Source organism: Paenibacillus sp. sgz302115 (assembly GCF_056120445.1).
In genome coordinates this window covers 45,401-67,810 of sequence record NZ_JBVYOK010000025.1, presented here as the reverse complement: position 1 = coordinate 67,810, position 22,410 = coordinate 45,401, and the positions used below count along the sequence as shown (strand labels likewise).

Genomic DNA, 22,410 nt, shown 5'->3' with positions numbered 1-22,410 from the left:
TCTCGTCTATTAGTTTATTTTCTTCTAACAGCTGTAATCCGCTGCTGTATACGCGGGAACAGCCCAAAAGCATTCTCGTAAAATACCTTCTCGTGATGCTGTTCAGGGATGAGCCGGCGGACGAATTCTGCATACAGGTCAATTGGCGCAAGCGGCCAATCGGTGCCGAACAGCATTTTCTCATAATGATCGGAGTACACCAGCGCCCGGCGAAAATGGTCCATGAACAAGGGTTCGTTCATGAACCGTTCGAAATGGGGCCGATCGCCGACAACAAGGCCGGATAGATCGGCATAGACATTCGGATTCTTGGCGACTACTTCGGCAGCATCCATCACCCAGGGATCGCCCAGATGACAGATCATAAAGTTCACGCCGCGCTGCTGATAGGCTAATTCATCCACGGTAAGAGGATGCGAATACTTGAGCAAGCCATTCATCGAATACGTGTCGCCGGTATGAATGACCACGGGCATGCCGTACTTGGCAGCCAGCTCATAGACCGGTGTATAGATTTTGTCATAGACGTAATGATGATAGTACCCGGCATACAGCTTGATTCCCGCTACTTCAGGAGCTTGCAGCCGCGCTTCGATCCGGTCCAGCTCCTCTTGGGCGTGGTCCCCTGTGAGCCTGTTCGGATTGATGCCAACGCATTCCATTAAGAATGGCGGAACACTGTCTTCCAAGTCAAGACCCATCGGGTTGGGTGAAGCTGAGTCGGGAAAGGCCCCCTTCGTCTGCTCCGTGACCCCCATACCAATGCCGAGGACGACGTTATTCTTGTCAAACTCCGCCTTAAGGCCAGCGGCTGTATAATCGACCTTGGACAGGTCCGCCGCTGTCTGATGAAAGCTGTCGATATCCGACAAATGGATATGAATGTCAATGATCGGCATTTGAGGTCTCCTTATCGTCAGCAGGATTGGCAAAGGTCAGCTTCATAAGATCACGTACATCCTCTTGATTCAGAGCAGTCTCCCCCAAGATCAGGAAGGTCGGCTGTGTCCAAGCGGTTGCTCCATTCAGAAGTGTAAAATCGTGATTCACACTATGAACGAACAACTTATTGTTCACATACACCAAATCCTTCTGATCAGGATAACTCTTCACAATATGCAGCATATCCTTACGTGAAGCCGCGCCAATGCGCATGATCACTTTGAAATCAATTTGAGCGTCCGCCTTCCCAAGAAGGAACTTGCCTTCCTCGGGGAACTCCATCCAGCCTTCAGAAAAGACAGGCGAAGGCTGGAAGTAGCTATCCCCCGCTAACGAATACCCCGGGAGAACCATTCCACTTCTGTTGGTTACCGAATACATCACGCAGAGTACCGGGACGCCGGGCAGCATAAGGTAATGCTGGTTGATTGTAATCCCCCGGTTTGCTTCCTGCTTCTCGATAGAAGTAGTTAACCGCAGTCCCTTCCAGACGTTGCCGTAATCATCAACCTGCTTCACCCATGCCGCGCTTCTCGGCTCCTCCTGCTGGCTGAATCCGCCCATGCCGGAAATCTCCACACCAAGTCCACCGTGCCAGGGATTCCACCAGGAAAGCGGGACCGCTTCCGGATAGGAGCTATTCAGCCATTCTTCACCTTGGTACTTCAGGGAATGCACAACGCTACCGAATCCAGGGGCAGCCGATATCGAGAGCACTCCGTTGCTCACCGTGTAAATGGAGCCTGCCGGACCTTCCTCTAGCTCACACACAACGGCTGCATCCGTCTGAGGGAACCAGAGACCGGACCGCTCCTGAACACGGTCCTCCCCGCGGTAGACGACCCGGACCTTCCGGCCGGATTCGCTGTGCCCCGGCGATTCTGCCTTCTCAAGCGGTACCTCAAAGCTTGCGGAGCGTAAATCCTGCTCTCTTTGCAGCTCCATGGCAGCCGCTCTCCGCTCCGGTCCGCCATCGTTTTGTACATACAGTTCGAGGCTCCCTGCAAGCGGAGTCAGCTTTCGTTCGATTAGTTCTGCCTTAAGCGCTCCCGGCGCAAACGGATTTCCGCCGCCGAGCGTTAATTCAAGATGGCCGCTCAGCACCGGCACAACTGAATCCCGCTTCTTCCGGGCGAAGGAGCGGAATTCGCTCCACCCGGTGAAGGTGTTAAGGGCAAACACAATCGCCTTTGTCCGCACGGCCTCTCCCGCAGAAATCCGGCCAAGATTATGCTCCAGCCCAAACGGGTACTCCGGGCGGAGCAGCTTCAGAGAAGGGTCCCAGCAAATGCCGTATGTGATGTTCTTATCATGGGAGAACAGCCAGTTCTCCGTGATCTGAGCACTGTCCCAATAATCCGGATCGCTGGAGTACACATCGCCCATATCCACATATTGGCCCTGATATGGCAGGATGAGCCGTTTGCCAAAGAAGCCGAAATTCGTCAGCATATATACGTTCTCATCCATCGCTGTGCTGGTGGTATTGCAGATTTCATGATGAAACTCAGCAATTCCGTTCGGGAACAGCTTGGCTACCGTCTTTATCTCCAGACCAGGGAATTCCTCCGACTCGTAGAGGGCTTCGAGAAACTGGCACTCCCCTTCCGAATAAATCTTCACTTCTTTGGCTTGCTTCTTGGAAAATTCTTCGGCGAACGGCTTGCCCAGCTTCGGATAGGTCCACCAGCAGCTAGGGCTGATGAAGCCGGGGTATTCAATCGAAATCAGATTATCGCTATTATTCAGATGAAGGGAGAATGCACCGTTCACAGCAACCCACTGATCCCCGCTCTCCCCTCCGTAACGGCCTTGCGTTCCTTTCATCAGCACGGACAGCTTGCTTGTGAAGGAGACCGCCTGTTTTCCAGCCGGAACAGCCGTCACCTCAACATCCTGTGAATAAAGCCCGTAAGACTGCAGGGTGAAGGGTACCGGAACTGAGGTTTTGCTCTTGGCCGGAACCGTAAAGCGTACTGCACGATCGCCCCATTCCAGGAATTCATCCTCCGGCAATTCAAAAGCGAACTCCGCTTCCGAGGCAAAATTATTCTCCACGTTCAGGTACAGCTCAGTGGGAAGGCCCGGATACAGCTCCTTGGATGGCAACGCTATCTTCATCTTGGCTGGAAATTTCGGAGCGACGCCAATACGGAACTCAGCCCGCTTGCCGCCGATAATCCATTTGCTCATCACAACCGGATGGGTCTTCTTAACATTCTGCTCCTCCCGGACAGGATCAAGCTCGAATTCCCCCTCCACAATGACCATTTCTCCCGGAGCGAGCGTTCGCGCAGCGGACAGGGCAAACCGGATGTTCTTGTCATTCTGGCCCTTGATCTCAATCGCCAGCTCAGACGCAGAGCGATTCTTGATATGATAACGAATCTTGTAGGCGGAGCCGAATACGAGATCATGTTCTTCAATTTCAGTCGAGATTTCATAGTCGGGTGTGTCAAGAGCAGTCAGCCCTCTACCGGTCTTCTCAAATTCCGCCCGCAAGATGAGCTCTCCCTTTTGCCAAGTGTAATCAAAGAAATCAAAGCCACGCTCCCGGCGGCCATCCGGCTCGATAGGGAGCTCGCGGGTGCTGTCTGCGTACCAATCCAGCTTCTCGAAATAGGGAGCAAGCGCTTCCGTCTGCAAAACGGTTGGAATGAAGTTCATCAGATGGACGGAATCTTCATTTTTTTCCCAGAAGAACCCGCATTTCTTATACATTGGCACAGCCTTGGTATTACCTGCCCAGGTGAACAGATCGAGACGCGGCCAGCCCGCTTCCACGGTTAGACGGACGGCGTTCAAAATCAGATTGCGGCCTACCTTACAGCCGTGATAATCAGGGCGCACATTTAAGAGCGGTACGTACAAGGCCCCTTCGTCTTGACGGTAGTGGGCAAAGCTGCAGAAGCCGACTACCTCCTTGCCATCTACGGCGAGGAACACATGAAGATTGGACGACACCTCCATTTCCCGGCGCACACTGTCCTCTGTTCTCTGATTGGTGCCTCCGCCCCAGCTTTCACTGCTGCGGTTCCACATCTCAGCAACCGCTCCAGCGTAGGAAGGATCGTATTTGATAATGCGGATTTGCGACGCAGTCGTATTTACTGTCATGAGTTCATCTCCTTTTTTACAAATATGAATCCTGGCAGATTATCGACAGGCTCATGTCTTGTAGGTGCTTTAATTGCTTTTCATCTAACTGATCTTTATCAGAGAATTGCATGTGGTACACATAGGAATATAAATGCCTGTAATTGATAAAATAATCGACCTGTGTCCATATCTCTTTCACCGGGTTATTAACTACATAACCGTCCATGAATGCATCGAAGAATCGTTTGGCAAATTCTTTTCTCTTGGCGGCATCCTTCACCGTTTGCGCTGCATGATAGATTGCAATGGCAATATCGTAAGCGAACCAATTATATTCACTATCCCCAAAATCAATAAAGGTTAGCTCTCCATTCTGGACCAAAAAATTATGATGATGGAGGTCACCATGAATGATCCCGTAATTCGCCGGGGATTTCTGCATATTTCTTAGTTCACTATTGTATTGCGCCCATTTCTCGTTAATCCTTGAATCCAAATGCTCTGTGTTCATGGTATATATTTTTTGTTCCGTCCAATCAGGGAAATCACAGCTTCCTGTAAAAGATTGCGTCAGTGCATGCATCCTGGCCATTCCCATTCCCCAACGGGCAAACAGCTTACTGTTCCACACTTGTTCGTCATTGATATCAACATGCTTTCCTTGGGCCTTCCTATAAGCCACGCAAAAATGATCTGCAGATAACTGGTTAATATATGAATCGTTGTTATTTATCTTGATAGGGACCACAGTATTGACGTTATTGTTATGCAGGTGTTCAACCCATTCAATTTCTGATAACACCTGTTGTTCATCATTAAATGCTGTATTAAAGATCTTGACGACTATCGGCTCTTCAGCGGAGATTTCATACACATTCTGATAGTACCCGCCAATTAAGTGAACCTGTGAAGCCTGGCAACCTAGTAATTCAATCATTTGATCTATTACAGATTTTTCTGCCATCATTCAGCCCCTCTCCTTCTGATATCATACTATCAATTGGAAGAATATTCATCTATGCCAAAAACAACTATAACCATTCAGTATCTATATGGTGTATCAATCTAATGTTATATTTGGGCTACAAATTTTGGTGAACATCGTGAGGAGAAGATAGCTATGGATGAAAGTATGAAGAACAAATTGCTTGAGAAAAATGAACAGCTTATAAGCATGGTCACCAAGCGCGCCAAACGTGATTTTCCGGAAGATATCGCCATTATCGGGCTCTCAGGTTCATTCTCAACGGGGGATTTCCATGAAAAAAGTGACCTTGATCTGATTATTATCAATAATACAGACAGAGGTTGGGAGATATCGTCCTGCTTTATCCTGGGTGATGTTGGATATGATATTTACTGTACTCCCTGGGATACCCGCATAGAAGCGCAAGCAAACCTTGACAGCCCAATGGTATCCTGCCTTACCAATATGAAGGTGCTCTACTGCGCCAAACTCGAGTATTTGGATAGATTGAAGGCATATCAGAACAAAGCACTCGATGAACTCGCAAAACCAATTGGTGCAGCATCTCTTGCAAGGGCACAGAAGTATATTAATAGTGCAAAGCAGTACTACTCCGAAGCTTTGTTGTCAGATGAAATTGGGGCTGTAAGAAATGCATCAGGCTGGCTGGCTATTGAAATTATGAATGCGATAAACTGCCTGAATAACACATGCTTTCAGCATGGTATTAAGAGATATCTTGATGAGCTGCGCCCATTGAAATATTTACCGAGGAACTTTGAAAAGTCATATATGGACATTATAGATGCCAAGTCGGTTGATGAAATCAGAAGTGCGGCTTTCATTTTATTGAAAGAGATTATAAGGCTTTATGACAAAATGGATGCCGAACTGATCGAACATCCGTTTCCAACCTATGATAACCTTAAAGGTACATATGAAGAACTGTGGTGCAATCTGAGAAACAAGGTAATTAACAGTACACAAGCAAAGGATAAGTCATATGCCTTTCTTACCGCTGTAAGCGCTCAAGATTTTCTGGATGAGATGACGGCAGGCAGAGGAACAAAGAAATTCGATGTCATGAAATATTTCGCTTCTGACGCTTTGGATGCATTCAGAGAAAGCTTTATGCAGATTATGGATGAATATCTTGATGAATATACGAAGGTTGGCAGAGAGGTTGTCCGCTATGATTCTTTTGAAGAATTGTATAAAGGATATATAGGCAGCGTATGATCAAAAAATTAAACCCATGTCACGGAGACATGGGTTTATTGAACGGATAATCCACAACAATGACACTTTCGATCAAGCTGCCTACGTGCTGCATAAATTGCTGATGCAGCGGATGATGGAAATAGTTCTGACTCGCCTGTTTGTCTTCGAAGGTAATCCGAATTCCAACGGTATATCCATTTCTATTCTCAACTTCTTCTGTGACATTGATGCCTGCGCTTAACTCAATAATACCGGGAATAGAAGCTTTGAAGGATTTCACGGTCTGGATGACTTCATTCTGTTGTTCCTCCGTGCCGCTGCTGTTAAATTTAAAAAGAACGATATGCTCGTACATGATGAATCCTCCATTCGATTATTTACTACAGTCTTTGTCCTCATTGATTCTAATCATGGGATGACATAAGCTATTGTACACAGAACTCCACTCGTAAGGAAGAGATTTGGTTATCCTGGGATTGCCGGTCCCACTCTCCCTATGAATTTCATTTGAAAGGGAAGAACAATATGTCTACCCCCCAATTAGATCGATATCAGGAACTGGCCCGATTCTTGCGGATTCGAAGGGAACGGATTCGGCCCGAGCAGGTCGGCTTGCCATATAGCGGACGCAGGCGTACTCCCGGGCTTCGCCGGGGAGAAGTTGCTATGCTCGCAGAGGTAGGATTGGATTGGTACACCTATTTGGAGCAGGGACGGCACATTAATGTCTCTCCCGAAGTACTCGAACGATTGTCCAATGTGTTCATGCTGGATGCCGCCGAACGCAAGCATCTATTTTCCCTGGCCCGCAAAGAGCTGCCACTGGCGCAATCTCAGGAACCTTCCATCATCAGTCCGTCGCTGCAAGGTTTTCTGGATAGTCTCGGCACTTCTCCTGCCAGCATCATGGACACCCGAATGAACATCGTCGCATGGAATTCTGCGTACTGCGCCATAAACGGCGACTTATCCGCCATGACCGAACGCGAGCGGAATTTTGTGTGGATGACCTTTACCTCTCCGCGATTCCGATATCTGAAAGGAGATCAATGGGAGCTTCACGCCCGCCGCATCGCCGCTCAATTTCATGCCGGTTACGCCCGCCATGCAGATGATCCCTGGTGGTCAGAGCAGTTCGAAGCTTTATCCAAGGCCAGCCCCGAGTTTCAAGAATTCTGGGAAACGCACGACGTAAGGGAAGCCATCGACAGCCATAAAGCGTTGCGCTGCCCGAACTTAGGGTTGCTGAATTTCAACCTGGTCTCCTTTCAATCCTTGGAGAATCCAAATCTGACCGTATCCATTCATGTTCCGCATCCAGATGGCACCATCGCAAAAATGGAGCAGCTCATGCTGTCGTCTCCTTTTATTTAAAAATCGGTCAACCTTACTTCTGTAAGTTTGGCATTGTTCAAGCTACGGATGACTTTCACCATCGCTCGAGCAGGAATATTCAATTGTTTTGAAATCACTTTTTTCCATCTTTTTAACTTTTTCTAAATATATGCGTATTGCTGATCAGGAGAGTTCCATGCTGCCCTTGGAGCATATTGCTGTATGTTCATTATCTCAGTTAAGGCCAGCCGGGCGGAGTCACTATGCATGAATTCCCCGGCCCTTTTTTTCATCTCGCTCAAAATCCTCCGGTTATCCATTAACCGCTGCAGCTGCTGCTGAAGCTCACAGACGCCGCATTCCCATGCTGCTCCGGCACAGACCAAATAATCGGCGTTATCCCGTTCCTGTCCAAGCCGGGCCTCAAAAAGCAGCATGGGCAACCGGCTTGCCAGCGCTTCAGAGGTGGTAAGTCCTCCCGGCTTGGTCATTAATACATCCGCCATCGCCATCCACTCATGAATGCCCTCTACATATCCTTTTAGCAGTACATTAGGGTTGCCTTCCAACTCCACTTGCAGATATTCCCTTAACTTTCTATTACGCCCGCAAATCATCACGAACTGAACATTAGGCAGCAGGCTCCCCAATTTCATTTGGTCGATAAAAGCCTTGTCAATCATTCCTTCTCCTCCACCCATGACGAGTACAATGAAGGCTCCCTGATTCATGGCATGTTTGGCCCGCAGCTCCCTTCGGTCCAAGGTCTGGCTATAGGAAGGACGAACCGGGATACCTGTCACGGTAATTCTCGTCTTGGGAACTCCCCTACGCTGCAAAGCCGAACGCACCAGGCCGGACCCCACCAAATAGAGATCCGTATGCGGATGAATCCAGTAGCTGTGATCGGTATGATCGGTAATAACCGTGACCGCCGGCAGATCAATCAGACCTCTCCCCTTCAGCAGGGATATTGCCGCGGCCGCAGGAGGAAAAGTGCAGACCACTACTGTAGGCCTGGATTCCTGCAGCAATGTGACCATTCGCTGAATGCTGAACAAACGGAGTTGTTTTAATAATTGGGACATGGTGTTGTCTACACGGGTCTTTTGAAACATATATCCGTAGAATGAAGGAAAATGCTTCACCCATTGCAAAAAACAGTACCGCTCAAAGGTATGCAGGCGGGGATGCACCCAGGCCATTAAGTCGATTACCTCCACGGTAACACCCGGTCTATACAGAGCGGACGCCTCCACAATTGCTTTTGCTGCCTGCATATGCCCGTCTCCCAAAGTGCCGGACAGAATCAATATCTTTTCTCTTCCCCTTAATTTCATACCCATGTGTTTCACCTTCCCTTGGAACAGCTATTGTCTTCAGCGATTCTTATTGTACAGCTCTGAATTTTCTTTTTTCTTAACTGAATCTTACGATTACCTTAAGATGGTCTTCATAATAAAAAAACATCTTAAGGAAAAATCCCCGAAAGATGTTCATTAGTAATTACGAATATAACACAGCACGTTAACCAATTACTTAAACAAATCACGTACCGCAAAAGGTTCGATACGGACCTGCGCATGCCTCAGGCAGTGTCGAATACTCCGCTTGTTCGGGAGAGTACGCGTAAGGATTCGAAAGAACTCCAAGCAGCCGCTCCATCACGCTGTTGTCTCCTTGATTCACCGCGGCTTCCAGTGCTTCTTCCACTCTGTGGTTGCGCGGAATGACCGCAGGATTGCTGCTGCGCATCAGTTGCTGTGAAGAGTCTTGTGATTCCTCTTGTCTGCCCAGTCTCGCCTGCCATAGCTCATGCCACTGGGTAAATTCCTCAGTTCCGAACATGGCCGTATCTTCCGGCTTGCCCAAAGTTAAGGCACGGAAGGTATTGGTGTAGTCCGCACGATGCTTATTCATCATGCCGAGAAGCTCTTCAACAAGCGATTCATCGTCTGGTTCTTCGTTAAAGATTCCGAGCTTCGCCCTCATTCCCGTGAGCCAATTCTGGTTAAATATCACGCCAAATTCTGAAATGGCTTCCTCAGCAAGCTCGATAGCCTGCGGCTCATTGTCATGCAACAGCGGCAGTAAAGCCTCAGCAAACCTCGCGAGATTCCATGCGGCAATACGCGGCTGGTTGCCAAAGGCATAACGGCCCTGACGGTCAATCGAGCTAAATACCGTTCCAAGATCATAAGTGTCCATGAAAGCGCACGGGCCATAATCAATGGTTTCTCCGCTAAGGGACATATTATCGGTGTTCATTACCCCGTGAATAAAGCCGACAAGCTGCCACCCAGCGATCAATTCCGCCTGACGTTTCACCACTTCCTTAAGCAAGAAAAGATAACGGTTATCCTCATCATCAGCTCCTGGATAATGTCTTTGCAAGGTGTAATCTGCCAAAGCCCGGAGATCCTCTTTTATCCCCCTTGCTGCGACATATTGAAAGGTACCGACGCGCAGATGACTGGCAGCCACACGAGTCAAGATAGCGCCCGGTTGCTCAGTTTCGCGAATGATCGACTCTCCGGTTGAGACTACCGCCAAACTGCGGGTAGTAGCAATACCCAGCCCATGCATAGCTTCGCTGATGATGTATTCACGGAGCATCGGTCCAAGCGCAGCCCGGCCATCGCCACCGCGCGAATATGGCGTTCTGCCTGATCCCTTAAGCTGAATATCAAACCGCTCACCCTGCGGAGTGATCTGCTCGCCAATCAGCACGGCCCGGCCGTCACCCAACATGGTAAAATTCCCGAATTGATGACCTGCGTATGCTTGAGCAAGCGGCTCCGCACCTTCGGGCACCGCGTTGCCGGCAAGAACCGCTACGCCCTCATCGCTTTGCAGTGCTGGGCTATTCAACCCTAATGAAGCTGCCAATTGATCATTAAAAAAGACCAGCTTCGGCAAGCGGACAGGAGCTGGCTTGAGCCGTGAAAACAATGCTTCCGGCAAATTAGCATAACTATTATCGAAGTTCCAGCCTGTATGTATTCCTTTATGCTCGGTCATAAGGTCTCCTTTTTGGGGCAGCTTGGTTTTTCTTTTTAGTGTATACTGCTTCACATTTATTATCCAGACGCCACCTTTCTTAACGAGATTACAGCTCATATCTTCATGGGCCGGATAGTCAAAACGATCCCCAAGAAGGGGATCGCTGTGAGAGAACTATTACTCCAAGCGTAAATAATCAAAATCAACAAATCCACCCGTTGATTTGGTAGCATAATTGAACAAAGCAAAACGGTAGCCCATAAAGTGAGGCAATGTGTAGGACATCTGAAGCGTATTGCCTATAGCCTTCCAGCTGTTGCCGTCAAGACTGTAGGAGAAGTAAGCTTTATCCGTCTGATTGGTGAAGTCACAGAGAAGCTTAAGGTATACTCTGTTCTGGGTGACAGGAACGCTGGCCGCTTCCGTCATTGTGCCTGAGCTGGCATTCACCATCACGATGGATTTGGAGGTGCCGGACATTTTTACGCCTACAAATCCATATTTCGCCTGGAAGGCAGCCAGACCTGCATAATCGCCGTCCTTCATTCCGCTTGTTTCCATAGCAATGGTTCCGGTGCTTTTCGGTCCGAAGGTCCGTTGGGTCAGTGTATTTCTAGCATCCAGAATACTTGTGCTTACTTTGCCTGTAGTCAGTCTCATAAATCCGGGACGCTGTGTCAGAGACCAATTCGCATTATCCGGATTGTGGTTCCATTGCCACACCTTAGCAAGCGTCACTCCTGACGATGAAGCTCCTACAAACGATTCATCGTTCGTCCCGGGGCTTGTAGTGGAATCCTCCATTCCCCCGTTTATAATAAGCTCGCTAGTGGCCTGGGGAGATGAGAATTCATCGGACGCATATACCTTCTTAACCGGATAGCCTTCAACAGGAACATTCATAGTGAGCGGGGCTTTACCACTCACGCCGAATACCGGCCAATTGTTGGACCATGTCACCGGAACCAGATACGGCAGACGCCCAATGGCCCCACTGTCCTTGAACAGCATGCCATACCAGGAGCCCGAGGCCGTATCGACAATTCCTCCCTGGGCAATACCTGAATCTTTAAGTGCAACCTGTCCTGTATACGGCCCTGTCAAGCTGCTGGCACGGTAAGTCAATTGTGTGCGTCCGCTTCCCGATGGCCAGACGATGAGGAACACATAGTAGTAGCCGTTGATCTTCTGGATGTGCGCGCCTTCGGCCTTGACGATGAAGCTTGTGCCGGCGATATTGCTGGAATTCGGGATAATCACCTGACTCAGTCCGCCGGATTTGATCGCTTTTGCATCGGCCGTAAGCTCGATAATGCTGATGTTATCACTGCCATAGACCAGGAATACACGTCCATTGTCGAACAGCAGCGAAGCGTCATGATAGTAGCTTCCAAGCACTGAGTACGTCCATGGACCTGTTTCGATATTACTCGTTTGATAGATATAGGTTTTGCCAGTCGAATTGGAACCGAAGGAGACATAATAGATGCCGTTGTTGTATCTGAGGCTGCTTGCCCATGATCCCCTCCCATATTCACTCTGTCCGTTGTTCAGATTCTGGGCATCATTATTGGCATAGATATCATAAACATAATTTACGATTTCCCAGTTGACGAGATCATAAGATTTCATAATCGGCACTCCGGGGTTCATGTGCATGGTTGTACTGGTCATATAATAAGCATTGCCTACCCGGATTACATCGTTGTCTGGAACATCCGCGTATATAAACGGATTAGTAAACGTAGTACCTGCAGATGCAGATGAACTGGTGATCAAACTTAGTAATAATGGAAAAACCAGCAATAGCGTACCTATTTTCCGATACATATTCAGATCGCTCCTATTCCTTAAGCTTCAAATCACGAGCATTAATTGTATTCGATATAATCCACATAAGCATCCCAACTCCCGTTATCTGTGGTTACGAGCAATTTGACCTCCTGATCTCCGGTTGCATGAGTAATGCCTGACAAGGTCTGGACAGTCGGCGTCGTTCCGGTGAAATTAAAGGAACCGACTGTCGTCCCGCCAATCTGCAAATCTACTCTGGCAGTGCCGGAATTGTTCGAGGCGCCCCGGACAGAAATATTATGGGTAGCGTTGGCAAAATATTGATTGTATGCCGCATAGTCATTGTTCGCGTATAAAGCGACTCCACTGAAAGGAGAACTGATCTTCCCGGCGTATGAACCGCCAAGCGTCATGCTCTCAGCTTCAACCCTGGTTCCAGTGGAAGCCGAATTAGAGCTGAACTGCCAGTAATCTAAATTGAACAAGTTGCTGCTTCCTGTTCCGGTAAACACCAAGAATACATTATGAACCCCTGTAGCATTGCTTACAGCCGTTTCAATTTCCTTCCAGGTTTGCGCGCCTCCAGTAGAGCTGACATTAAGCGTTCCAACAAGAGGACCTGTTGCGCTGTCGAGCCGTATTTCTATTTTGCCGCCTACCGTTGAGGCTACATTCGCCTTGAACGTCTTGGCTCCGCCGGAACCAAAGTCAGCATTGCCTACAGCGATCCAGTCACCATTATTGATATTGGTCACATTCATATTACTGGCCGGTCCGCCTGTTGCTTGCGTAGCCTCGGTTGCAATACCTGCATTCCATCCGATGGTTTCCGCCTCTGTTCTAATATATGGATTGAGATTGGCAATCTGGGCGATCCCCGCCATATTTCCCTGAACCTCTTGTATGGTTCCATCAGCATTATACACAAGCTTGTTGATATGCGGGGAACGGTAGCCTTTTCCATCTCCTAACAGGGCTTTGCTGACAGTCTGGGCATGGTACACTACATACCACTGGTTATTGAAGTTAAACACCGCATGATGGTTGTTTCCGCCCACTCCGAAGAAGGTATATGGATTTTTCAGGAAATGCCCTGTGTAAGTAAAAGGTCCCATAGGGCTGCTGCTCACCATGTACCCGATTTCACCTGCCGGATAAGCTGACGGGTGTGTACCGGAGAAATTGATGCAATAGGAGTAATAGTATTTGCCGTTGTACTTATGAATTCCGGAATCTTCGAACATATAAGGGGCATCAATCGTTGAAGCGCTTCCAATAATACTGGTCATATCTGCGCCCAGCTTTAACACTCTGGCTGTTTTGGGATTGGCGACAGACGCCGGATCTGAGGTATTGGGTATCCCCCCGCCGGAATACAGATATCCGGTACCATCATCATCCACCAGTACTGCCGGGTCAAACAGCCATGTAACTCCGGACATTCCAGGGGTGCTGAGAGTGACGAGAGCTTTTCCTAGCGGATCTGTCCACGGACCAATCGGAGAATCCGCCGTTAGCACACCGATTCCAGAGGCTCCATTCGCGAAATACAGGAAAAATTTATCCTTGCCGTTAATTTTTTTGGTTGCCACTGAAGGAGCCCATGAGAGTGAGGCCCATTTGGCAATCCCCGCTCCATTATTGGCATTATTCGCCCCTGCGACCGGAATGGCACCGTGGTCTGTCCAGTTCACCATATCCGCAGACGAGATGACGTTTATTTTATTAAGCGCACTGAAATCATTGTCTTTAATTGATCCGTCACTGTTGTATACATACGCATCGCTCGACATATACACGTAGACTCTGCCATTATAGACCAGCGCAAAGGGATCGGCTCCCAGCTTGTGGTCCATCAGAGGATTAGAGTTGCCTGGAAGCTTGGCAAGCGGACTGTTGGCCGCAAGAGCAGACCGCATGGGTAAACAGCTCAGCAATAATGTAAAAGCTAATGCAAACACCGCGAACTTTTTGAGCATGTACAGATTACCTCCCATTTTGATTTGATTGTATTCCGAGTTGTGATACCGCTTTCAATTCATGAGATTGCCAGCATAATGAAATTAACCTTCCCCTCCCCCGTTTTATATCAGTTTCCAAAATTTGATATTATCTGCTAACATGGCCCATTTTATTATACTAACACCCCTAGTACAATGTAGTTTTTTATTCGAAAGGTTTAATTTTTTTCGTATTTTCATTTAGTATTTGCGATTCTCCACTTCCATGCCTGCCAGCTCCTGAGTGAAAATGTCTTCAGGCGTCACCATTCGCTTCGGCAGTGTCCGGCCGGCCATGATTTCTTTTACCGCCTGCATCAGCAGTGGCCCAAGCAGCGGGTTGCATTCAACTACGGCATTAATATTACCCGCCTCCATTTGCTCGAACGCCCGCCGTGTACCGTCCACTGAGACAATAATAATATCGCTGCCCGGCTTGAGGCCCGCCTCCTTGATCGCCTCCACCGCACCGATTGCCATATCGTCATTGTGGGAAAACAGCACCTCGGGCCACTTTTCCTTGGGCTGCTGTAAAAATTCCTTCATAACCTCACGCCCGCCGATTTGTGTGAAATTTGCAGGCTTGCTCTGTGTAATCTGGAGATTCGGTTTACCCTGGAGCATCTTCCGGAATCCCCGCCCCCGGTCAATCGACGGCGTCGAGCCCACTGTACCCTGCAGCTCAGCAATGGTAATGACTTCGGACTGGTGGCGCATTTTATCAATCACGTATTTGGCCGCCTTCACGCCTTCTTCATAAAAGTCAGAGCCGATAAAAGTAACGTAAAGCGAGCTGTCCTCTATGTTAACGGAACGGTCCAATATAATAACCGGAATACCCGCCTGCTTGATTTCCCGAAGGATGGATTCCCATCCGGTCTCTACCACGGGAGCAATCGCAATAATATCAACCTTACTGCGGATAAAGGAGCGAATGGCCTCGAACTGCTTCTGCTGGTCTTGCTCGGCGTTCTTCATTATGAGGGTGATCCCGGCCTCAATAGCGGCTTCCCGGATCGAAGCGGTATTCGCCTCCCGCCAGGTACTCTCCGAACCAAGCTGGGAGAAGCCCAGCACCACCGGCTTTACCGCATCGGGATCTGCAGGGGGCAGCAAACCGGTCACCACAGGACCCTCCTGCTGCATGATCGGAGCCTGCGTATTGTCGTTTCCGCCGCCTGAGCAGCCGCTGATCAGCAGCAGCACCACCAGCAGCACCAGACACCATTTGACCATACTCATCCCTATCCCTCCCCGCAATGATAACGTTTACAATTATATAACAAAAGCATTGGGAAACAAGAAAATTTTGTCTCCCAATGCAGGCTGTTGCAGTTATTGTTTTAGCGTCGGGCGCCCCGAGCTTAACACCCGCTGCAGCAGAATAAATACGAACAGCAGCAGGCCGATGACAATCTTGGTCCACCATGAACTCAGCGTGCCCTCGAAACTGATAATCGTCTGAATCACTCCCTGAATGAGTACCCCAAAGAAAGTACCCAGTACATAACCTACACCCCCGGTCAGCAGTGTGCCGCCGATAACGACCGCCGCGATGGTATCGAGTTCAAAGCCGACGGCATGAAGCCCGTACCCCGACAGCATGTAAAAGGTGAAGACCACACCCGCGAGCGCCGAGCAAAATCCGCTTAGCGTATAGACCAGCACTTTGGTCCGCGCCACCGGGAGCCCCATGAGCAGAGCGGAGTGCTCGCTGCCCCCAAGCGCATACACATTGCGCCCGAACCGGGTGTAATGGGCAGTGAAAATAGCGCCAGCGACGACGATCAGAGCAATAACGGCGCTGATGGACAAGAAGCTTCCGCCCGGCAGCGCGAGCTTGGTCTGGGCAACGGCCGTATAGAAAGAATTATCAATTGTAATGGTATCAATGCTGATCACATAACACAGACCCCGGGCCAGGAACATTCCTGCCAGCGTCACAATGAACGGCTGAATTTTGAAATAATGAATAATGGCCCCCATCGCACTCCCGAAAGCGGCGCCCATCAGGAGCACCAGCGGGATTACCACCGCAGGCGGCCAGCCATGCTGCTGCACCAGACTGGCGGAGATCATCGTGGACAAGGCAATGATGGAGCCGACAGACAAATCAATCCCGCCCGACAAAATCACAAACGACATGCCTACAGCCGTTATCAGCAGGAAGGCATTATCGACCAGCAGATTCATCAGCACCTGGAGCGAGAAAAATCCGGTATACCGGAAGGAACCGGCAGCGAACATAACGAGGAACAACAGAATCGTGACGACAATCGGAATGTACTTGCGGTTAAGAGACATGACGGGCGCTCTCCTTCTCTGCAGGGTAATGCCGCGTTCTCCAGCGCGAGGCAATGGCGGCACGGAAGGTATCCGATTGAATCAGGCAGACCGCCAGGACAACGAAGGCTTTGACGACCAGTGTAATTTCCGGTGGAACACCAATCATGTAGATGGTTGTGGTCAGCGTCTGGATAATCAGGGCTCCGATCACCGTACCCGTAAGATAAAAACGTCCGCCATTCAAAGAGGTTCCGCCGATGACAACCGCCAGGATAGCGTCAAGTTCATACCACAGGCCAGCGTTATTGCCATCTGCGCTGGACACGTTGGAGCTAAGCAGCAGTCCGGCGATGCCCGCGCATAAGCCGCAGAATAAATAGACCGCCAGAATGACCCCATTTGAGCGGATGCCTGTCATCCGGCTGGCTGTCGGATTGCAGCCGACTGCCTCAATAAAGAGGCCCAAGGCTGTTTTTCGGGTTAGCAGCAGAGCAATGCCCAGAACCAGGGCTACAACAAAAATCGAAAACGGCAGCGTAGCAAGCGAACCGGAGCCGATATAGGCATATTTGGCGCTGGTTACGGTAATAATCTGACCGCCGGTAATCAGTTGGGCGATTCCCCGTCCGGCGACCATCAGGATCAGTGTGGCGATAATCGGCTGTATACCGGCTCTGGAGACCAGCATGCCGTTCCATGCGCCCAGTACGAGCGATACACCGGCCGCAAGCAGCACGGAGGTCAAGATTAGTCCCAGCGCATTTTGATCTGAGCCTTTGCTGATGCTAAGGCAGGCAATGGCTCCTGAGATCGCGACAATGGAGCCGACGGACAAGTCAATGCCCTTGGTAGCTACCACCAGTGTCATCCCGATGGCCACCAGAATAAGCGGCGCGCCGAAGTTGAGAATATCAATCAGGCTGCCGTACAAATGCCCGTCATGCATCGTGATCGAGAAGAAATCCGGGGAGTAGAACAAATTGAACAGCAGCAATGCGGCCAGCACGCACAGCGGCCAGAATAAATGGTGTTGTGCTATTTTTCTCATAATCGTTTCAGCCTCCCGCAATGGCCTGCATAATTTGCTGCTGACCCATGTCCTGATCCGAAATTTCCTTCACCTTGCGGCGGTCGCGCAAAATGGCAATCCGGTCACTCACCCGGAGCACTTCCTCAAGCTCGGAGGAGATGAAGAGGAAGGACATCCCCTGCCGCGAGAGCGACAGCACCAGCTTTTGAATTTCCGCCTTTGCGCCAATGTCGATGCCCCGTGTCGGCTCATCGAGAATGAATAGCTGCGGCTCAGTCAGGAGCCAGCGGGCGAGCAGCACCTTTTGCTGGTTGCCGCCGCTTAGATTCTTGATCAGATGGTCAGGGCTTGGAGGATTGATGTTCAGCATGCGGATGTATGTCTCGGCCATCTCCTCCTGCCGCTTACGGGAAATGGACCTAAATGTCCCGTACTTCGCCTGCAGGGCAAGTATAATATTCTCCCTTACCGTCAGATCGCCAATGATGCCTTCCGTCTTGCGGTTCTCCGAGCAGAAGGCGATTCGCTGGCTGATGGCTTCCCGGGGAGAATGCACCGCTCCATGCGATTCAGGGAGAATCAGTTTCCCCGAATCCGCTTTGTCGGCTCCGAAGAACAACCGCGCTGCCTCCGTCCGCCCTGAGCCTAGCAGCCCGGCCAGGCCCACTACCTCGCCTTTGCGGATGGAAAGATCAAACGGCTCGATTCCGCCTTTGCGTCCAAGACCTTCAGCCCTAATCAGCTCATCGCCTATAAGCACCTTGTATTCTTCCGCCAGACTGGGCAGTTCCTCCAGCAGATTAAGATCCTTGCCGATCATTTTCAGCACCAGATCCAGCCGGGTCAGCTCCTTGGTCAAATATTCACCGGCACATTCACCGTTGCGGAGGATAGTCACCCGGTCGGAGATCTCGTACATCTGATCGAGGAAATGTGTAACGAACAATATCGACAAGCCATCGCTTCTCAGCTTCCTCATAATCCGGAACAGCTGCCCGACTTCATTCTGATCCAGACTTGAGGTCGGCTCATCCAGAATCAGTACCTTGGCTGAAATATTCAGCGCTCTGGCGATTGCGATTAGCTGCTGCACCGCTACCGAATACATATGCAGCGGCTGGGTAACGTCGATCTGCAAATTCATCCGCTCCGAAAGCAGCTCGGCCGCAAGCCGGTTCATCTCCTTCCATAGAATCCGACCGAAGCGCCGCGGCTCTCTTCCAATGAAGATATTCTCGGCCACCGTCAGGTTAGAGCATAGATTGACCTCCTGATACACTGTACTGATTCCCGCATTCTGCGATTCCAGCGGGCTGTGTACCGAGATTGGAGTTCCCTCCATTTCCACGCTGCCCTCATCAATCGAATACACACCGGTCAGCACTTTGATTAGCGTTGACTTCCCGGCGCCATTCTCCCCCATCAAGGCATGCACCTCGCCCGGGAACAGCCTAAGGTCCACATCGCTCAGCGCCTTGACGCCCGGAAACCGTTTATGAATCTTCGTCATTTGCAGTATGGGGCTCTGCGTGCTCATTATCGCATTCACTCCTCATTGTTCAGAAGCCACCCCCCCGGCAAGTTGCCTTCGGCAGAGTGGCGTTGTGGATTTCCTGGCAATTAATACTGGCGGTTAGGCAGGGCCTCCTTCGCCTGCTCGGACGTGAAGGTTGTTTCTTCGGTCACAATCCGGGCCTCTACGGACTTGCCGTCCACGACATTCTGCACGACCTGCATCAACTGTGGCCCAAGCAGCGGATTGCACTCCACGATAAAGTTGATTTTGCCTTCACTGGCCGCCTGCATTCCGTCTTTGACGGCATCGACGGAGATAATTTTAATATCCTGGCCGGGTTTAAGTCCTGCGGCTTCAATCGCCTGAATCGCACCAAGCGCCATATCATCGTTATGGGCATACAGGACATCGATATCTTTATTCGCTTTCAGGAACGCCTGCATAACTTCTTTGCCTTTGGCCCGGGTGAAGTCACCTGTCTGCGAGGCGATCACTTTGAGATGCGGATTGCCCTTGATTACTTCGGCAAACCCCGCCATACGGTCATTGGCCGGTGCTGAGCCAGTAGTTCCCTGCAGCTCCACAATATTGACGTCCTCTGTGGCATCTTTGTACTGCTCCGACAGCCACTGCCCAGCCTTCCGGCCTTCTTCTACGAAATCAGAGCCGAGGAAGGTGACGTACAGCGACGTGTCCTTGGAATCCACAGCACGGTCGGTCAGAACCACCGGAATTCCCGCGTCCTTGGCCTCCTTGAGTACGGTATCCCAGCCGGATTCCACAACTGGAGAGAATGCAATAACATCAACCTTTTGCTGGATAAAGGACCGGAGTGCCTTGATCTGATTTTCCTGCTTCTGCTGCGCATCTGAGAATTTCAGCGTATAGCCGGCTTCTTTTGCAGAATCCTGAATAGATTTGGTATTCGCACTGCGCCAGCCGCTCTCCGCGCCGACCTGTGAGAAGCCCAGCGTAATATCCTTTGCCTCCGTCTTGCTTCCGCTGCTTGCGGCTGGCGCTTCCGTAGCCGTCTTTCCGCTGTTCCCCCCATTTGCCGCCGTATTCCCCCCATTATTACTGCCGCATGCTCCAAGCATGACCATGGATAAGGTGAGTGCAAGCACAGCTCCTATTTTTCTGGATTTTTTCATTACAATCTTCCTCCCCTTTTTCATTCACCATCGTTTGGTGTTGGAATGATTATAGAACGCTTCCAAATTTCTTATATACGGGCAGCCTTTGGCGTTTGTTTTCTATTTTTTTGTTTTTTCAGTATCCGGGATGATTTTGTGTAATTTTTTATTTAAAAAGTGTGAATTTTGATTGTGTTTTCTTTTTTGTATCTTGCATACCTTTTTTGTTATAAACTATAAATTGAAGCCAAATATATGCTATTTGTGAAAGGGTACTACCGATGATGCGGATCATACGATGGATCTCCTCCAGCCTGAGGGCAAAATTGCTGGCTTTGTTTATTGTGCTGTCCACGACACCGCTGATGGCTGTTGGCCTCATTTCATATCAGAAATCCTATCATTCGATTTCCAGTCACAGCAAAGCTTCAAGTATGCTCCAGGCAGACATGCTGGGGACGAACATTGATAACCTGTTCAAAGACACCGAGCGGCTTCTGGAACTCAGCAATAATCCCCAGGTCATCCACTTTCTCTTCTCACAATCTGAAACCTATCAGGAAGCTAAGAATATTCTTCAGACCTTCACCCTTTACCGGGAGACCTACAAATATGATAATGTACTGAACATCAGCCTGATTAATCTATACGGCAAAGGCATTAGTGAACGCAGAGGTATCTTTCAATCCAATATCAATCCGCTGCGCAATCCGCATTTCCAGACGCTGGCCCAAGACCCGGATATCATTCTCCGCATTCCTCCATCTACTATCTCCGGCTATGACCGGGTCGACGGTTTTACTTACAAGGATCAGGGTGTGATCTCGATCATGACCGCAGTCAAGCAGCGGATCACGCACGAGGTGATCGGATTTGTCATTGTGGACCTGGACGATTCGTTCATTAAGGAGTTCTGCGATAAGGTGACTATCGGTAAAACAGGGTTCTTCTACATTCTGGACCAGCAGAACAACCCGATCTATGTCCCTCCCGTCAGTAAGACCGATCTGGCATTAATCCAAGAAACAAGGATCCCTGTCTCCGGTCTGAAGGGAAGCGACAGCTTTGTGCTGCAAACCGCTGGCCCGCCCCGTTTCATTGTTCATACTTCCTCTGTCTCGACGGGGTGGACGATTATCGGAATGGCTCCTCTGCAGGAGATCGTTGCCGAAGCGAACCGGATCAGGCAGCTAATTATCGTCAGCGTATTGCTGAGCATCGTTTTTGTGATCACTCTCCACTTTCTGCTTACGAAGCGGCTGACCCGGCCCATTCAGCTTCTGCAGCACAAGATGCGGCTGACCGCAAGCGGCTATCTGGAAGCCAAGGTCAAGCCGGAAGGAACTGATGAAATCGCCGACCTCGGTCAAAGCTTCAATATTATGGTGGAGAAGATCAAAGAGCTGCTGGAGCAAAGCATCCAAGAGCAGCAACAGCTGCAAAAAGCGGAGTTGCGGACATTGCAGGCGCAGATCAATCCTCATTTTTTATACAACACCCTCGATTCTATTGTATGGATGGCTGAAGCGGGCAAAAACGATGGCGTCATCCGTATTGTGAAAGCGCTATCCGACTTCTTCCGGCTCAGCCTGAATAAAGGACGCGACTGGGTACAGATCAGCTCTGAGCTTGCTCATGCGCAAAGCTACCTGATCATCCAGCAGATGCGTTACCGTGACATTCTTGAGTACAGGATTGAGGTTGCTGAGGAGTTGCAGGAATACCCGATTCTGAATATGACGCTACAGCCCTTGATAGAGAATGCTCTATATCACGGAATTAAGAATAAACGAGGCAAGGGGATCATCAGCATTGGCGGTTATGCGGATGGGAACTCAGTTGTGCTTACCGTATCCGACAATGGAATTGGCATTCCCGGGGAACGGCTTGGGCTTCTCAGGGAGCAAATAGAGCATCCGATTCAATCGGAGGGCGCTGATACCGCTCAAAGCGGATTTGGCCTCCAGAATGTGCATCAGCGGCTGCAGCTATATTTCGGAGATACGTATGGCATCCACTTGGACAGTTCGGAAGGCATTGGTACGCAAATTAGGGTTCGCATACCCAAGAATAGGGGGACCTGA

General features: G+C 49.8%; 16 protein-coding genes. 3 read left to right on the top strand and 13 right to left on the bottom strand.

The window, feature by feature from the left end; genetic code table 11:
* Nucleotides 1–14 precede the first annotated feature (14 nt).
* Genes AC0LWN_RS28565 through AC0LWN_RS28555 form a run of 3 tightly spaced genes read right to left on the bottom strand, consistent with a single transcriptional unit; the run spans nucleotide 15 to nucleotide 5,008 of the window.
* A complete protein-coding gene (locus tag AC0LWN_RS28565) occupies nucleotides 15–899 on the bottom strand; it encodes an amidohydrolase family protein (RefSeq protein ID WP_474671373.1) in 885 nt (294 codons plus the stop codon).
* Nucleotides 886–4,059, bottom strand: coding sequence for a GNAT family N-acetyltransferase (locus AC0LWN_RS28560; RefSeq protein ID WP_474671371.1), 3,174 nt, complete (start codon nucleotides 4,057–4,059; stop codon nucleotides 886–888). The genes AC0LWN_RS28565 and AC0LWN_RS28560 overlap by 14 nt, the downstream gene beginning before the upstream one ends.
* Nucleotides 4,060–4,075: 16 nt before the next feature.
* Entirely contained in the window at nucleotides 4,076–5,008 is a 933-nt protein-coding gene (locus tag AC0LWN_RS28555; RefSeq protein ID WP_474671369.1) for a phosphotransferase enzyme family protein, read from the bottom strand.
* Nucleotides 5,009–5,161: 153 nt separating this feature from the next.
* Between AC0LWN_RS28555 and AC0LWN_RS28550 the strand changes: the two genes are divergently transcribed.
* The gene (locus tag AC0LWN_RS28550; protein WP_474671367.1) at nucleotides 5,162–6,247 is read left to right on the top strand and encodes a nucleotidyltransferase domain-containing protein; all 1,086 of its coding nucleotides are present in this window, start codon (nucleotides 5,162–5,164) and stop codon (nucleotides 6,245–6,247) included.
* Between the two features lie 19 nt (nucleotides 6,248–6,266).
* On the opposite strand, the gene AC0LWN_RS28545 is transcribed toward AC0LWN_RS28550, so the two are convergent.
* Nucleotides 6,267–6,584 (bottom strand): Dabb family protein, encoded by a 318-nt coding sequence (locus AC0LWN_RS28545; protein WP_474671365.1) that lies wholly within the window; start codon nucleotides 6,582–6,584, stop codon nucleotides 6,267–6,269.
* Between the two features lie 170 nt (nucleotides 6,585–6,754).
* Between AC0LWN_RS28545 and AC0LWN_RS28540 the strand changes: the two genes are divergently transcribed.
* Nucleotides 6,755–7,603, top strand: coding sequence for a helix-turn-helix transcriptional regulator (locus tag AC0LWN_RS28540; protein WP_474671363.1), 849 nt, complete (start codon nucleotides 6,755–6,757; stop codon nucleotides 7,601–7,603).
* Nucleotides 7,604–7,725: 122 nt separating this feature from the next.
* Here the strand turns inward: AC0LWN_RS28540 and AC0LWN_RS28535 are convergent, their stop codons facing one another.
* From AC0LWN_RS28535 to AC0LWN_RS28495, 9 genes are all read right to left on the bottom strand, one after another.
* Nucleotides 7,726–8,910, bottom strand: a complete 1,185-nt coding sequence (locus tag AC0LWN_RS28535) for an MGDG synthase family glycosyltransferase (protein ID WP_474671361.1) — start codon at nucleotides 8,908–8,910, stop codon at nucleotides 7,726–7,728.
* A 202-nt stretch (nucleotides 8,911–9,112) separates the two neighbouring features.
* Nucleotides 9,113–10,585: a protein adenylyltransferase SelO gene (locus AC0LWN_RS28530; protein WP_474671359.1), complete on the bottom strand. Its 1,473-nt coding sequence runs from the start codon at nucleotides 10,583–10,585 to the stop codon at nucleotides 9,113–9,115.
* 159 nt (nucleotides 10,586–10,744) lie between these two features.
* The gene (locus AC0LWN_RS28525; protein ID WP_474671357.1) at nucleotides 10,745–12,397 is read right to left on the bottom strand and encodes a glycoside hydrolase family 43 protein; all 1,653 of its coding nucleotides are present in this window, start codon (nucleotides 12,395–12,397) and stop codon (nucleotides 10,745–10,747) included.
* Between the two features lie 41 nt (nucleotides 12,398–12,438).
* Nucleotides 12,439–14,340 (bottom strand): carbohydrate-binding protein, encoded by a 1,902-nt coding sequence (locus AC0LWN_RS28520; RefSeq protein ID WP_474671355.1) that lies wholly within the window; start codon nucleotides 14,338–14,340, stop codon nucleotides 12,439–12,441.
* A gap of 222 nt (nucleotides 14,341–14,562) precedes the next feature.
* Entirely contained in the window at nucleotides 14,563–15,603 is a 1,041-nt protein-coding gene (locus tag AC0LWN_RS28515) for an ABC transporter substrate-binding protein (protein ID WP_474671353.1), read from the bottom strand.
* Nucleotides 15,604–15,696: 93 nt separating this feature from the next.
* Nucleotides 15,697–16,665, bottom strand: coding sequence for a galactofuranose ABC transporter, permease protein YjfF (gene yjfF, locus AC0LWN_RS28510; protein WP_474671351.1), 969 nt, complete (start codon nucleotides 16,663–16,665; stop codon nucleotides 15,697–15,699).
* Nucleotides 16,655–17,695: an ABC transporter permease gene (locus AC0LWN_RS28505; RefSeq protein ID WP_474671349.1), complete on the bottom strand. Its 1,041-nt coding sequence runs from the start codon at nucleotides 17,693–17,695 to the stop codon at nucleotides 16,655–16,657. The genes yjfF and AC0LWN_RS28505 overlap by 11 nt, the downstream gene beginning before the upstream one ends.
* A gap of 7 nt (nucleotides 17,696–17,702) precedes the next feature.
* On the bottom strand, nucleotides 17,703–19,214 hold the full coding sequence (locus AC0LWN_RS28500) for a sugar ABC transporter ATP-binding protein (protein WP_474671347.1): 1,512 nt from the start codon (nucleotides 19,212–19,214) through the stop codon (nucleotides 17,703–17,705).
* A gap of 83 nt (nucleotides 19,215–19,297) precedes the next feature.
* Nucleotides 19,298–20,344 (bottom strand): ABC transporter substrate-binding protein, encoded by a 1,047-nt coding sequence (locus AC0LWN_RS28495; RefSeq protein ID WP_474671345.1) that lies wholly within the window; start codon nucleotides 20,342–20,344, stop codon nucleotides 19,298–19,300.
* 263 nt (nucleotides 20,345–20,607) lie between these two features.
* On the opposite strand from AC0LWN_RS28495, the gene AC0LWN_RS28490 reads away from it, so the two are divergent.
* Nucleotides 20,608–22,410: a cache domain-containing sensor histidine kinase gene (locus AC0LWN_RS28490; protein ID WP_474671343.1), complete on the top strand. Its 1,803-nt coding sequence runs from the start codon at nucleotides 20,608–20,610 to the stop codon at nucleotides 22,408–22,410.